The organism is Ruminococcus champanellensis 18P13 = JCM 17042 (genome assembly GCF_000210095.1).
GTDB classification, from domain to species: domain Bacteria; phylum Bacillota; class Clostridia; order Oscillospirales; family Ruminococcaceae; genus Ruminococcus_F; species Ruminococcus_F champanellensis.
In genome coordinates this window covers 1,902,025-1,915,920 of record NC_021039.1, presented here as the reverse complement: position 1 = coordinate 1,915,920, position 13,896 = coordinate 1,902,025, and the positions used below count along the sequence as shown (strand labels likewise).

Genomic DNA, 13,896 nt, shown 5'->3' with positions numbered 1-13,896 from the left:
CATGGCCAATCGCCGACACGCCATCATTGACCAGTTAGAGCCGCAGATTCAGGAAACCGTCAAAGAAATGCTCCGGGCGAATTTCACATACAAGGATATCGTGGATTACCTGGCATCCAACGGCACCCAGGTGTCCCAATCGGCAGTTTGTCGGTATGCGGCAAGGTTTGCGGAGACCACCGAGGCGCTGCGGATGGCACAGGAAAATTTCCGTGGTATCATGGAGGAAACCGCCAAGTACCCCAACCTGGATCCTACGGACGGTATCCTGCGCCTGATCAGTCACCAGCTGCTGGACGCCATCAACGGCATGCCAGAGGAGCAGCGGCAGGCCAAGAATTTCGATGAATTGATCAAATCTGCTGTAGCCCTGACCCGGGCAGTGGCATACAAGAAGCAGGTGGATGTGCGCAGCAAGGAACTGCTGGAGAACGGGGCTGACCAGTTTGCTGGAGCATTGTTTGACGCCATGGCAACGGAGCGTCCGGAGCTGTACAAGCAGCTACGGGCATTCCTGGACGAAAAGAAGGAGAAATCGCCATGATGTACGTGCTGCAGACCAAACCCGGCCAGGATGACAATGCGGTTCGTGACCTGGAGCGGCTGGGCTACCGATCCTATGCCCCAAGGCGGATCGCACTGCACCGCAGGGGCGGCACCTGGTGGGAGGCGGAATACCCGGTATTCCCGGGGTATGTGTTTCTGGATGACCTAGAACTGACAGACGTGGACTATCATCGGATCATGCCCTGTGTGGGGGTCATTCGGTTCCTGGGGCACGGCGCCCCGGAGCCGCTGCCGGAACACGAAGCAGAATACATCCGATGGCTGCACAACGGCGGAAAGCCCATCGCCCCCTCCGAGGTCCGGATCCGGCCGGACGGCAGCATGCAGTATGTGTCCGGGCTGATCAGCAGCTACGCCGGGCGGGTGGAACACAATTCACGGCAGCGGCGGGCAACGATCCGGATCAGCATTGCAGGCAAACTGCACCGCATTACATTGGCGGTGCGATACGTCCAACAAACCGACCTGATGGCAGACCCCGGGGTTGATACGTCCCCCGGTGTCGCACAGGATTGCATGATGCCAGTCACCTGATTTCAACCTGGAATCAGGAATGGCGGAGCATGCCTGTTTAAAATCGAATTTACGCTGTTTAAAATCGTTTAAACGATTCCGCCCATGAAATGATACCCTCAGAAACAGACACGCCTTACAGCGCATTGTAGGGCGTGTTTTTACGCGTGAAAGGAGATGCCCTGCATGGGAGCATTGAAGGACGCAGGGATCCGATCCCTGCAGGACAATCTGGCAGCCTACGACGCTGCCAGAAAACAGGAGGAAAAACAGGATGCAAACAGCCTGAAATCCCTGTTTGATGCCTATTTAAACACAAAAAGCAAAGCGAAACGGGAACGTATGCTGAAAGAGTTTTCCGAGCGAAGACTGGAGTTTGCAGCCTATCTGCAGGCACATCCGGAATTGGTAGCCGCAGAAACCAAGCGTGCCTTGATCACGGCAGCCCTGGGCGGCGAATATGTGGAGACAGAGACTGGCGTGGATTCCGCCGGCAAACGGCACAAGCGCCGCCGGGTGCGGCAGGTTGCACCCAACCTGCAGGCAATTCTGCAGCTGCTGGAATCGGACGTGGCGCCGAAGCCGGAAAATAATCTGCTGGAGATCATCCGAGAGGGACTGGAGGCAGAAGATGAGGTATAAAACCATGTCCCCCAAGCAGCGAAAAGCCATGCTGTGGTGGGCGGATCCCAAGACGACATCCTACAATGCGATCATCTGTGATGGCTCTGTCCGAAGTGGAAAGACCATGTCCATGTCCGTAGGCTTCCTGATCTGGTCCCTGTCCCGGTTTGACCATCAGACCTTTGCATTGTGTGGCAAAACCATCGACAGCCTGAAACGCAACGTGATCACGCCGCTGCAAACCTGGGTGGAAGGGATCTTCGAGATCCGCCAGTACGTCAGCCGCAACTATCTGGAAATAACGGACGGCAGCCATACCAACCGGTATTATCTGTTCGGCGGAAAGGACGAATCCTCTGCTGCCCTGATCCAGGGCATTACCCTGGCAGGAGCCTTTCTGGATGAGGTTGCCTTGATGCCCCGGTCATTTGTGGAACAGGCAGCAGCCAGATGCTCCGTCAGCGGATCCCGGCTGTGGTTCAACTGCAATCCAGACAGCGCCGAGCATTGGTTCTACAAAGAATGGATCTGCAAAAAAACGGAAAAGAACGCCTTGCATCTGCATTTTACCATGCAGGACAACTACGCCCTGGACAAGAAGATCCGGGAACGCTATGAGCGCCTGTACACCGGCGTATTCTATGACCGGTACATCAAGGGACTGTGGTGCATGGCGGAGGGGTTGGTCTATCCCAACTGGTCGGACAGATATGTGCTGCACGGAGATATCCGTCTGTCCCAGAACGTGGAGTGGTACATTGCCATCGACTACGGCACCATCAACCCGTTTTCAGCCGGGTTATGGGCGGTCAGCCCACGGAACGCCATCCGGGTAGCAGAGTACTATTATAACAGCAAAGAGGAACGTACCATGCGGACGGATGAGGAGCACTACGCCGCCCTGGAGCAGCTGGCAGGCGACCGACCGATCCAGCATGTGATCGTAGACCCTTCCGCTGCCAGCTTCATTGAATGCATCCGCCGGCACGGCAGGTTTACCGTGCGGAAAGCCCACAACGAGGTGTTGCCGGGCATCAGCCGGACGGCGACCCTGATCCAGAACGGCAGGATTCTGATCCATGAAAGCTGCCGGGGCATTCTACGGGAATTCGCCCTGTATCGGTGGGACGACAAGGCTACGGACAAGGTAATCAAGGAAAACGACCACTGTATGGACGAGCTGCGGTACCTGGTGAACACGGTGCTGCGGCGCACGATCCTGGCGGACATAGGAGGTGATGTGCATGATTAACAAATCGGAAATCGAAAAGGCCACCGGCATCCGGATCGCTATGAGCGGCGAGATGCGGGACAGGATCCGGCTGTGGCGAAGCATGCTGTGCAACGAGCAGTCCTGGGTCAGCAACCGTGTCCGTGGGCTGCGATTGCCGGTGAAGATCGTGGACGAATTTGCACGGCTGACCCTGTTCGGCGCATCCATTTCCGTCAGCGGATCCCAACGCGGGGCATACATCGACCGGGTCTTACAGCAGACCATGACGGACGCAAAGAAATGGGTGCGCTTGATGTGTGCCACCGGCGGTGTGGTGCTGCGACCGGTGTATGACGGGCACCAGATCCGGGTCAACTACATTACGGCTGACAAGATCTACCCCATTTCCTACGATGATGACGGCAGACTGATTTCTGCCGTATTTCTGGACACCTACCGGAACGGAGACCGATTCTACCACAAGCTGGAGATTCACGAATTTCACCCGGACGGCACCGGCAGGATCCGCAACCTGGTATTCCAATCCCCCAGCGTGGACATGCTGGGAGATCCATGCTCCCTGCGGCAGACAGGGCTGTGGGCAGATCTGGAGCCGGAACGCAGCTACGTGGATCTGGGCGGTCCCCTGTTTGCCTACATGTCCATCCCGGCGATCAACACGGTGGATCCGGACAGCCCCATGGGCATGTCCGTGTATGCCGAGGCGGTTGACCTGATCCGGGATGCGGATCAACACTGGGAAAAAATCAAGTGGGAATTTGAAGCGACCCAGACCGCCATTGATGCGCCGGCAGATTTCCTGAAGCCCACCCCTTCCGGGCTGATCCTGCCGGATACTGCAAATCGCCTGTACCGGCGGTACAACGCAGATCCGTCGGACGCCCAGCTGGGGCTGCAGATTTTCAGCCCCCAGATCCGGGACACATCCCTGTTCCACGGGTTGGACGGCATTTTCAAGCGGATCGAATTCAACTGCAACCTGGCATATGGGATGCTGTCTGATCCGCAAAATGTGGAAAAGACTGCCGAGGAGGTGCGGGCATCCAGGCAGCGCTGCTACAGTGCTATTTCTGATATTCAGGGAAACATCCGTGCCGGACTGCGGCAGCTGACCAGTGCCATCAATGACTGCTGCGCTGTGTATCAGCTGACACCCCAAGGCAGATACCATGAATGCTATGAATTCGGCGATGGGGTTATGGAGGACCCGGACAAGGAGTTTGCACGCCGGATGCAGATGCACACTGCCGGGCTGCTGTCGGATACAAAATTCATAGCATGGTATTTCGACTGCGACGAATCCAAGGCAGCGGAATACAAGGCAGCTGCATCCACCCTGTTTGCAGGCGGTGATATCTGATGCTGACGCCGGACTACCTGCTGCACTGCACGGACTCCCTGACGGAGCTGCTGGATGCATACGACAATGCGGTTGTATCGGACATCGCCCGGCGCATTGTCAAAACCGGATACGTCACCGAAACCGCCAAGCACCAGCTTAGGCAGGCACAGCAAATGGGGCTGCTGTATGAGGACATCATCCGGGAGATTGCCCAGCGGGCGAACGCCACGGACAGCATGGTGCGGACGCTGTTTGAGAATGCAGGCGTGGAGACGGTGGAAACGGACAACAGGCTGTACACCGCTGCCGGGCTGCAGACCACCGATCTGCGTGCATCCCCGGCCATGCTGCAGATGCTGCAGGCTGGCTACGAAAACACCCTGGGCACCATGCACAATCTGACCCTGACCACCGCCAACACGGCACAGCAAGCCTACATATCCGCCTGTGACCTGGCCATGCTGCAGGTACAGTCTGGGGCAATGTCCTACCAGCAGGCTATCCGGGCTGCCATCCAGTCCGCTGCATCTGACGGCACCCGGGTGCTGTATCCATCCGGCAGGACGGATCGCATTGAGGTGGCGGTGCGCCGGGCGGTGCTGACGGGGGTGGCAAAAACCTGCCGCACCATCGGGGAATACAATGCCGCATCCTGCGGCTGTGATCTGATGGAGCTGTCCGCCCATGCCGGAGCAAGACCATCCCACGCCAGATGGCAGGGGCAGCTGGTCAGCCTGTCCGGGAAACGGGGGTATCTGTCCAAGGACGATATCGGCTACGGATCCGGGGACGGGTTCGGCGGCTACAACTGCCGGCATGACTGGTATCCATTCTTTCCGGGCATCTCCCAGAGAAACTACACCCCGGAAAAACTGACCCAGCTGGAAACCATGACGGTCAACTACAACGGGCAGGAGATCCCCTACTACGATGCCACCCAGGAGCAGCGGCGGCTGGAACGCCGGGTGCGGGACTGCAAGCTGCGGCTGTCTGCCACAGATGCCGCCAGGCAGGAAACCACGGACCCAAAGCTGCGTGCCCAGCTGGATGAGGATTTTGCAAAACAGTCCAAAGCCTTGCGGGATGCACGGGACAAGCTGGCTGACTTCCAGAACGGCACCGGACTGCTGCCGGATACATCCCGTACCCAGGTGTACGGCTTCGGCCGTAGCATTGCCCAAAAGGCTGTTACCGCCCGAAAACGGGTTGACAAATCCGGTAAGGGTGGTATAATAGTGAATAAGGAGAAGCTATCCAAGTACATCGGAAAACCCATCGTGGAAACGGACAATCAGCACATCCGGGAATGGTACTACGCAAATGTCGGGGACATTCCAAATCAGATTGATCGTTCCAAATCACGTGAAGAACAAGCACGGCAGGCTTATACATTGAGAAATCAATACAAACACCAAGCACGTGCAGCCATGTCGGATGAGGAAACTGCTAAAATGTTGGAGGAAACCCGCCCAGTCATTCCATTTGATGAACTTCTGGAAAGCAAAATGCGCCGGAAAGGGTTATCCAAAGAAGAAGCAATGGAAGACATCATTCAGACAGCATCAAAAACCAATGCTGATGTCAACAAGGAATTCGGACTGTAAGGAGGAATGAAGCATGACACAATACGATTACACAATTTACAAAGACAACAGCCCTCAAAAATTCAAAGAAGCATGCACCAAAATCAGCAGAGCATTCCCCCAGGCAAAGAAAAGCAAACTTTTAGTTGACGTTGACGGATCAACCATCCAAGCATTTACCGCAGATGGGCATTCAATCCGGGTCTACGATGACTATGAAATTGGCGCAGTGTTTGTCACATCAGATGTAAATCTTGATTCAATCTTCAGCTGACAGACCTGCGAAAAGCACCCCCTAGGGGTGCTTTTCTTATGCCATAACCCGCATTGAAACGTCCTTGCAAGGGCGTTTTCTTTATGCCCAAGGAGGTTACCATGATCCACAACCGCAGTCCCTCTTGCGCCTGACAGCAGGCGCTATTTTTATACCCAAACACAGAAAGGATGAACAGAATGGAAAAACAGTTTCTGACGGATCTGGGCATTGCAGATGACATTGCCGACCAGATCATCACCCAGGCAGCGACAGAGGTCAAGGCTGCCGCAGACGAAACCGCCGGGATCCAGGCGCAGCTGGAGGAAGCCAACAAGCAGATCGCCGGGTTCAGGGAAATGGACATCGACAGCATCAAGGCTGCTGCGGAGGACTGGAAAACTAAGTACGAAGCCGCAGAAGCGGACAAGACCGCCATGCAGCACAAGCACAAGCTGGAGGGCTATGTGAAGGGGCTGGGTCTCCGGGACGACGTGTACGAGGCACATGTCACCAAGCAGCTGACGGATGCAGGGCTGCAGTTCGATGACGCGGGCAAGCTCATCGGCGGCGACGATATCGTCAGCAAGTTCCGGGAGAGCCACCCGGGCGCATTCCTGGATACCAAGCCGGAAGCCCGTGTGGTGGCATCCACCATGCACCATGAACCGGCTGCCAACAGCGTGGAGGCAGCATTTTACGCCAAGAACCCCGGCCTTGCGCCGAGAGAGTGATAAGGAGGAATCAATATGGCACACGAACAGCAGGAACGCTACTCTGACCTGGTTCTCGCCAAGCTGCGGGACAGCCTGGTGCTGAAGGACGGCGTGGTTTTCAACAACGACTACGAGGGCAAGCCCAGCGCCGGATCCGTCAAGATCCCCGTCCGGGATGCAGAGGTGCAGGTGTCGGATTACGACAAGGCTGCCGGCATCACCGCCACCAACGGTACCACCACCTATCAGACCCTGACCATCAACAAGGACAAGGCTGTGGGAGAAATCATTGACGGCTATGACGCCGAAGCCGTACCTGCCAATCTGGTGGCGGATCGGCTGGACAGTGCAGGCTATTCCCTCGCCAAAACTGTTGATACCGACGGCGCAACCGTGCTGCTGGCAGAGGGAACTGCATACAACGCAGCCAGCGTGGATGCATCCAGCGCCTACGACCTGATCGTGGACGTGCGGCGGGCAATGAGCAAGGCCAACGTACCTACTGAGGGCAGATATCTGCTTGCCACGCCGGACTTTTATGCCATGCTGCTGAAGGACAAGGATCATTTTGTGGGGGCTTCCGGTCTGGGAGATCAGATCAAGCAGACCGGCGCTGTGGGCAAGATCGCTGGATTTACCGTCTACGAATTCAACGATGACACCGCCGGGTTGATGTTTATCGCCGGGCATCCCCGGTTTGCGGCCCGGGTCAAGGAATTTTCCGTTCCGGTCAAGCTGGAGGATCTGAAGGACGGCAAGCACATCGGCGCAAGCTGGGTCAACGGCCGCATGGTTTATGCCCACAAGGTGCTGCGCCCCAAGGCAATCCAGAATGTATATGCACCGGGCAGTCTGACCGCCACCCTGGCAAAGGGCAGCGCCGAGGGCACCACCATCGCCACCATCAGCGCAGGCAACACCGGCACGACCTACGCCTACAAGGTAAACCCCACTGCCCGGGCAACCTACAACCAGACATCCAGCAGCTACAGCGGCACTGCCCTGACCTCCGGCACGACTGAAATTGCCGTCAGCGTGGGCGACGTGATCGAGATCGTCAACCTGTCCAGTTCCAAGGTGGTGGCTGTGACCTATGTCACGGCAGCGGCGGACAAGATCAAGTAATCGGAGGTGACAGACATGTACGCTGATTACGACTACTACCGCACCCTGTACGGAGGCAGACTGTCCGAGCAGGAGTACACCTTCGCGGCCGCCCGGGCGTCGGAATACCTGGCGTCTGTGACCCACGACCGCATTACGGAGGATATTCTGGCGGACGATACCACCGGCAGGGCGGTAAAAATGTGCTGCTGTGCCATGGCGGATCTGATTCAGAAGCAGGAACAGCGGGACGGCAAGACCGCCGAAAAGGTGGGCGACTATTCCGTATCCTATGCCGACAGCGACACCAACCAGACTGCCCGGCAGAAGCGGCGGTACGAATTGGCGTACATGTATCTGTCTCGGTACGGACTGATGTTCCGGGGGGTGGAATGATGTATACCAATGCAGACTGTACAGTCTACAACCGGCAGTTAGATCGGAAAAACCGCCGGGATACCTGGGTACGCACCCAGATCCACGGAGTGTTCTGGGACGGCAGCCATGCCCACCGGCACGGGGACAAGGGGGATATCACGGCGAACAACGTGACTGTATACATCCCGGCGGATGCCTGCGACAAGACCTACAAACCGCCCAAAGACTATGCGTCGGATCCAACCGGCGCATACACCCTTGCGCCCGGTGACCTGATCATCCGGGGACTGATCCGGGAGGACATCGATGCCAACACCACTGTGGCTGCACTGCTGCAAAAATATGACGATGCCTACACCATCCTGTCCTGCGAGGACAACCGGTACGGCAGTTCAGATCTGCAGCATTTCTGCGTAAAGGGGTGACGGCATGGCAATGGAGATCAAGACCCCCAGAGGGGTGGTGTCTGTTTCAAAATCCGGAAAGGCAAAGCTGACCTGGAGCGAGGATTTTTCCAAGCGCCGGGGTGAGCAGTTTGACGCCGTACAGAAGATGGTGGACAGCGAGGTGCTGCGCCAATCGGATCCCTATGTGCCCATGCGCACCGGTATGCTGAAAAAATCCGGCATCCTGGGCACCGTCATCGGGGAAGGCATTGTAAAATACATCGCCCCCTATGCCCGACAAAACTACTATACAAACGCCGGGCGTGGCCAGGAGGGCACCCAGAACGGCGGGCAGCGGGGCAAGTACTGGTTCGAGAGGATGAAAGCAGACCACAAGGATGAGATCCGGGAGAAATCGGGAGGCAAGCTGAAATGAAGTCCATTATTGAAGCCATCGTTGACTATGTGGCGGGCTGCCCCCTGTTGGAGGATGGACGACTGAACCTGGATTATCTGGGGGCGGACCCCATTGAATATGTGGTGGAATCCGTCCCCTGTGACCCGGTATACACCCAGTACACGGACGGCGGCTGCCTGTGGCAGTACCTGTTTGTGTTTGCATCCCGGGAGGCATACGGCACGGACACGGTGCAGAACCTGGCGAACAGCCAGTTTTACGAGCGGTTCGCAGAATGGCTGCGCCAGAACAATGATGCAGACATCCTGCCACGGCTGCCGGCGGGCTGCACTGCACAGAGCATCGAACCTACAACCGGCGGCTATGTGCTGCTGGAGGACACCAACCACAATGCACGGTATCAGATTCAGTGCAGATTACTGTACACAAAGGAGGAATAACCATGGGAAAACTGGTGAAACGTTCCCAGCGGCGGGCATACTACGGGGTACCCGCTGCGGAATCCGGGACAACCACATATACCCGGATGACCAAATTCACGTCACTGAGCAAATCCAAAAACCCGAAAACCTACAGCCGCCAGTATGTGGATGAGGACGCCGCCATCGAGGATGTGGTGGGGTATGCAGAATCCATCTCCTACGCATTCGACGAGGAAGTCGGCAACACCGTGCATGCGGACATTGCCAACATCGCCGATGAGGAGCAGCTGGGAGAGGACGCTGTCCGGGAGATCATCGTGGTATTCCTGGATCAGGAGGGAGAAACCAGCGGATCCAAGCGGGCGGTCAAGCGTTCCTATGCCGTCATCCCCAACGGAGAGGGCGACAAGGTGGAAGCATACACACGAGCCGGCGATTTCAAATGCCGGGGGCCACAGGTATTCGGTGAGGTCACATCCACCGATGATTGGAAAACCGTCACATTCACTGCGGACACGTAATGTGCCCGCAGTTTTTTTAAGGAGGAGAGCCAATGATCCAGGAAGATCTGACAAAGTGGGAAATCAACGGCACCACCCTGGTGCTGGACATTGACGATATCGGCGATCTGGAACGCTATGAGCGGGCGTTCCAGCAAATGGGGGAGGCGGCAAAGCAGATCCCCAAGGACGGAACTGCATCCGAGATCACCAGGGCATACTGCACCACGTTCTACAGCATGTATGACTGCATCTTCGGGGACGGCACCGCCGAAAAGATCCATCAAAAGAAATACAGCGCTGCGGAATGTGAAACAGTCTATGCGTCATTCCTGGCGTTTGTATCCGCCCAGCGAACCGCCCGGGATGCGGCCAGGGCACAGATTGCCCGGTATCTGCCCCAGAACCGTGCCCAGCGGAGGCGGCAGAAATGATCAATTTACTGTTTGATCCATTGCCCGAATGTGTGCAGGTGGATGGGGCGGACTATCCGGTGGCCACGGATTTCCGGGACTGGATCGCATTTGCGGATCTGATTCTGGATCCGGGCATATCCCAGCAGGACAAGGTGGCAGCAGCCATGCAGTGGTATCCGGACGCCAGACCGCCGGATGCCACCAAGGCGCTGCGTGCCCTGAAATGGTTCTTCACCGCAGAACCCCTGCTGACCGGGCGGCAGCAGCGGCGCATGGGCGGCAGGCCGACCCGGCCGGTGTTGTCCTACAGCCAGGACGCAGCCTACATTCTGGGGGCATTCCGCCAGTGCTACGGCATAGATCTGATCCGGATCGACCACCTACACTATTGGGAATTCCGCAGTCTGATGCAGGCGCTGCCCGAGGACTGTCCGCTGAAAAAACGCATGGCATACCGGGCGGCGGATCCCACCCGGATCCGGAATGATGCGGAACGGGATCGGGTACGACGGATTCAGGCGGAGATCGCCATTGAATATGAATGTGACGACGAGGAAATCGCAGATGCGTTTCTGTAGGAGGTGATTGTGTGGCGTTTGATGGTTCATTAAAATTTGACACCGCCGTGGACAGCAAGGGGTTCCACAGCGGCATTGAGAAAATCGGTTCCCTGGCGGCGGATGGCTGTAAGGCAGTTGCCGGCGCATTTGCAGCAGCCTATGCAGCCGCCGGAGCTGCGGTGGCCGGGCTGACCAAAACAGCCGTGGAAAACTATGCAGACTATGAGCAGCTGGTGGGCGGCGTGGAGACCCTGTTCAAGGACAGCGCTGACACAGTCATGGACTATGCCAACGCAGCCTTTGAAACCGCCGGGCTGTCCGCCAACGCCTACATGGAAACGGTCACATCATTCTCTGCGTCCCTGCTCCAGTCCCTGGGCGGCGACACGGTGGAAGCGGCGGACAAAGCCAACATGGCAATCGTGGACATGTCCGACAACGCCAACAAAATGGGCACGGACATGGCGTCCATTCAGAACGCCTACCAGGGGTTCGCAAAACAGAATTACACCATGCTGGACAACCTGAAGCTGGGCTACGGCGGCACCAAAAAGGAAATGGAGCGGCTGCTGGCGGATGCGCAGAAGATCTCCGGCGTGAAGTACAACGTGGAATCGTTCTCGGACATCGTGGACGCCATCCATGTGATCCAGACGGAAATGGACATCACCGGCACCACTGCAAAAGAGGCGTCCACCACCATTCAGGGTTCGGTGAATGCCGCCAAATCCGCCTGGACAAACTGGGTGACCGGTCTTGCCGACAACAGTCAGGATTTCGGGCAGCTGACGGAAAAATCTGATCAACAGCGTGGTGACCGCCGGGGAAAATATCATCCCCCGGATCGAGGAGACTCTGCCCAACGTGGTCAACGGAATCAACGTGCTGATCAACACTGCGGTGGACATGCTGCCGGATCTGCTGCCCCAGTTCGCCCAGATGGGCGCAGATGCCATCGGTGCAGTCACATCCGCACTCAGCAACGCAGACGGACTGGCGGATGCAGTCGCCCAGATGGGGATCATTATCATCGATTCTGCCGTGGAGCTGCTGCCGGAATTCGTGAATGTGGGCATCAGCCTGCTGGAATCCCTGATCGGGGCATTGTTGGACAACATCGGCGCAGTCGTGGACGCTGCCATTGAAATCGGCATGGCGCTGATTTCGTCATTCATCCAGGTGATCCCGGAGCTGATCGTTGCCGGGATCGAGATCATCGCCGCCCTGATCGATGGCATTGCCCAGTCCCTGCCGGAACTGATCCCGGCAGCTAAGGAGGGCATCATGACCATCCTGCAGGCGATCCAGGACAATATCCAGACGATCCTGGCAGCCGGCATTGAGATCCTGATCGCCCTGATCGACGGCATCACTGAAATGATCCCGGAGCTGATTCCGGTGGCAGTGGAATGCATTCTGGCTATTGTAGATGGTCTGCTGGAAAATCTGTCAGAGCTGCTGACTGCTGCCATCCAGATCATTCTGGCACTGGCGCTGGGGCTGATCGATGCGATTCCGGATCTGATCGGATACATCCCGGAAATTGTAAGCGCCATTGTGGAGGCTATCATTGATAACCTTCCCCTGTTAATCACTGCATGCTTTGAGATCATGCTGGCTATCGGGACGGGATTGCTGGATTGTATCGGACAACTGACGCAGAATATTCCGGAAATATTGACGAAATTAAAGGATGAATTTCTGGAGCATGACTGGTCAGAAATCGGATCCAATATTATTAATGGTATCAAAAACGGGCTAGTCAACGCCGGGAAAAACCTGTGGGAGGGCGCAAAGGAGACGGTCACCGGACTGGTGGACGGCATTACAGATTTTTTCGGGATTCACTCCCCTTCCCGCCTGATGCGTGACCGGGTGGGCGTTAACATTGCCGCCGGCATCGGGGTAGGGTTCGAGGAGGAAATGGGCACAGTGACAGACGATGCAGTAGCAGCCATGGACGATATGGTGGCCACTGTGAACAGCGATGTTTCTGCCGCATACCGCCCCCAGTACGGGGACGTGATCCACGATGACCACAGTCACAGCAGCTCTGTGACGCAAACAGATAACACCTTCAACATTTACACCCAGGCCAGCAACGCACAGGACGCCCGGGAAATCGCAGAGGAATTGGCACGAATCAAAGACCAGGAGGACGCTGCGAAGGGAGGATAACATGGCAGCCTATTTCATTTTTAATGAGAAAAACAGCGCAGAGCAAGGGGTGCAGATCCTGTCCATGGATCTGCCGTCCCGGCAGGCAGATCCCTACGAGGCGCTGCAAGTCCCGGGACGACCGGAGCCGATGATGCACCTGCAGACCGGACGGTCCTTCCTGCCCATCACGGTAAAAATGGAGATCAGCAGGAATGCGGACGTGCGATCCATCTTGGCATGGCTGACCGGATCCGGCGACCTGATCACCAGCGATGACCCGGCCAAACGGTACACCGCCTACGCCTGTGATACGGTTTCTGTATCCCGTTTAAACGGCGTTTACAGAGCCATTACAGTGCGTTTCCAGTGCGCCCCCTTCGCCTATGCCATCGCCAACGACCCAGTGGAGCTGACATCCTCCCCGGCACAGCTGCAAACGGTGGGTACCATGTATTCGGAGCCGCTCATCGAATTGACTGGCACCGGAGACCTGAGCCTGACAGTGAACGGCGTGACCCTGGAGATCAAGGATGTGTCCGGAACCGTTTTCATTGATGTGCACACCTGCCAGGTGTACAAGCTGGAATATGGCGCAAAAACATCCATTATCAGCTCCACCACCGGCTGGATCGAGCAGATGGTGCTGGTGCCGGATACAGAAGCAGTCAACGTCATCACCTGGACCGGAGACGTGTCCGGCGTGAAAATCACAAAGAATGC

Annotated in this window: 18 protein-coding genes; all 18 read left to right on the top strand. The window is 56.9% G+C overall.

The genetic code is table 11. The annotated features are described in order from the left end of the window. The first annotated feature begins 1 nt into the window (after position 1). Complete coding sequence (locus RUM_RS08715; RefSeq protein ID WP_015558757.1) at positions 2-544, top strand: phage protein Gp27 family protein; 543 nt, start codon at positions 2-4, stop codon at positions 542-544. After that, complete coding sequence (locus tag RUM_RS08710; protein ID WP_015558756.1) at positions 541-1,101, top strand: transcription termination/antitermination NusG family protein; 561 nt, start codon at positions 541-543, stop codon at positions 1,099-1,101. Before RUM_RS08715 ends, RUM_RS08710 begins: the two co-directional genes overlap by 4 nt. A 165-nt stretch (positions 1,102-1,266) precedes the next feature. Beyond that, on the top strand, positions 1,267-1,722 hold the full coding sequence (locus tag RUM_RS08705; protein WP_015558755.1) for a hypothetical protein: 456 nt from the start codon (positions 1,267-1,269) through the stop codon (positions 1,720-1,722). Further along, positions 1,712-2,956: a PBSX family phage terminase large subunit gene (locus RUM_RS08700; protein WP_015558754.1), complete on the top strand. Its 1,245-nt coding sequence runs from the start codon at positions 1,712-1,714 to the stop codon at positions 2,954-2,956. Before RUM_RS08705 ends, RUM_RS08700 begins: the two co-directional genes overlap by 11 nt. Continuing rightward, a complete protein-coding gene (locus RUM_RS08695) occupies positions 2,949-4,298 on the top strand; it encodes a phage portal protein (RefSeq protein WP_015558753.1) in 1,350 nt (449 codons plus the stop codon). Before RUM_RS08700 ends, RUM_RS08695 begins: the two co-directional genes overlap by 8 nt. After that, positions 4,298-5,884 (top strand): phage minor capsid protein, encoded by a 1,587-nt coding sequence (locus RUM_RS08690; protein ID WP_015558752.1) that lies wholly within the window; start codon positions 4,298-4,300, stop codon positions 5,882-5,884. Before RUM_RS08695 ends, RUM_RS08690 begins: the two co-directional genes overlap by 1 nt. Before the next feature lie 13 nt (positions 5,885-5,897). Continuing rightward, on the top strand, positions 5,898-6,137 hold the full coding sequence (locus tag RUM_RS08685; protein ID WP_015558751.1) for a hypothetical protein: 240 nt from the start codon (positions 5,898-5,900) through the stop codon (positions 6,135-6,137). 179 nt (positions 6,138-6,316) lie between these two features. Beyond that, the gene (locus RUM_RS08680) at positions 6,317-6,850 is read left to right on the top strand and encodes a phage scaffolding protein (RefSeq protein ID WP_015558750.1); all 534 of its coding nucleotides are present in this window, start codon (positions 6,317-6,319) and stop codon (positions 6,848-6,850) included. Positions 6,851-6,865: 15 nt separating this feature from the next. Beyond that, complete coding sequence (locus tag RUM_RS08675; protein WP_015558749.1) at positions 6,866-7,957, top strand: P22 coat protein-gene protein 5; 1,092 nt, start codon at positions 6,866-6,868, stop codon at positions 7,955-7,957. Between the two features lie 15 nt (positions 7,958-7,972). Continuing rightward, positions 7,973-8,332 (top strand): head-tail connector protein, encoded by a 360-nt coding sequence (locus RUM_RS12185; protein ID WP_015558748.1) that lies wholly within the window; start codon positions 7,973-7,975, stop codon positions 8,330-8,332. Next, the gene (locus RUM_RS08665; protein ID WP_147645602.1) at positions 8,329-8,739 is read left to right on the top strand and encodes a DUF6751 family protein; all 411 of its coding nucleotides are present in this window, start codon (positions 8,329-8,331) and stop codon (positions 8,737-8,739) included. The genes RUM_RS12185 and RUM_RS08665 overlap by 4 nt, the downstream gene beginning before the upstream one ends. A gap of 4 nt (positions 8,740-8,743) precedes the next feature. Further along, positions 8,744-9,136: a minor capsid protein gene (locus RUM_RS08660; protein ID WP_015558746.1), complete on the top strand. Its 393-nt coding sequence runs from the start codon at positions 8,744-8,746 to the stop codon at positions 9,134-9,136. Further along, entirely contained in the window at positions 9,133-9,558 is a 426-nt protein-coding gene (locus RUM_RS08655) for a hypothetical protein (RefSeq protein WP_015558745.1), read from the top strand. Before RUM_RS08660 ends, RUM_RS08655 begins: the two co-directional genes overlap by 4 nt. Before the next feature lie 2 nt (positions 9,559-9,560). Further along, positions 9,561-10,061, top strand: a complete 501-nt coding sequence (locus RUM_RS08650) for a hypothetical protein (RefSeq protein ID WP_015558744.1) — start codon at positions 9,561-9,563, stop codon at positions 10,059-10,061. 32 nt (positions 10,062-10,093) lie between these two features. After that, the gene (locus RUM_RS08645) at positions 10,094-10,474 is read left to right on the top strand and encodes a DUF6673 family protein (RefSeq protein ID WP_015558743.1); all 381 of its coding nucleotides are present in this window, start codon (positions 10,094-10,096) and stop codon (positions 10,472-10,474) included. Then, on the top strand, positions 10,471-11,034 hold the full coding sequence (locus RUM_RS08640; RefSeq protein WP_015558742.1) for a bacteriophage Gp15 family protein: 564 nt from the start codon (positions 10,471-10,473) through the stop codon (positions 11,032-11,034). The genes RUM_RS08645 and RUM_RS08640 overlap by 4 nt, the downstream gene beginning before the upstream one ends. 846 nt (positions 11,035-11,880) lie before the next feature. Next, entirely contained in the window at positions 11,881-13,194 is a 1,314-nt protein-coding gene (locus tag RUM_RS12180; protein WP_162094101.1) for a phage tail protein, read from the top strand. Between the two features lies 1 nt (position 13,195). Then, positions 13,196-13,896: hypothetical protein (locus RUM_RS12860; protein WP_041326376.1), on the top strand; the 701-nt coding region annotated here is incomplete at its 3' end.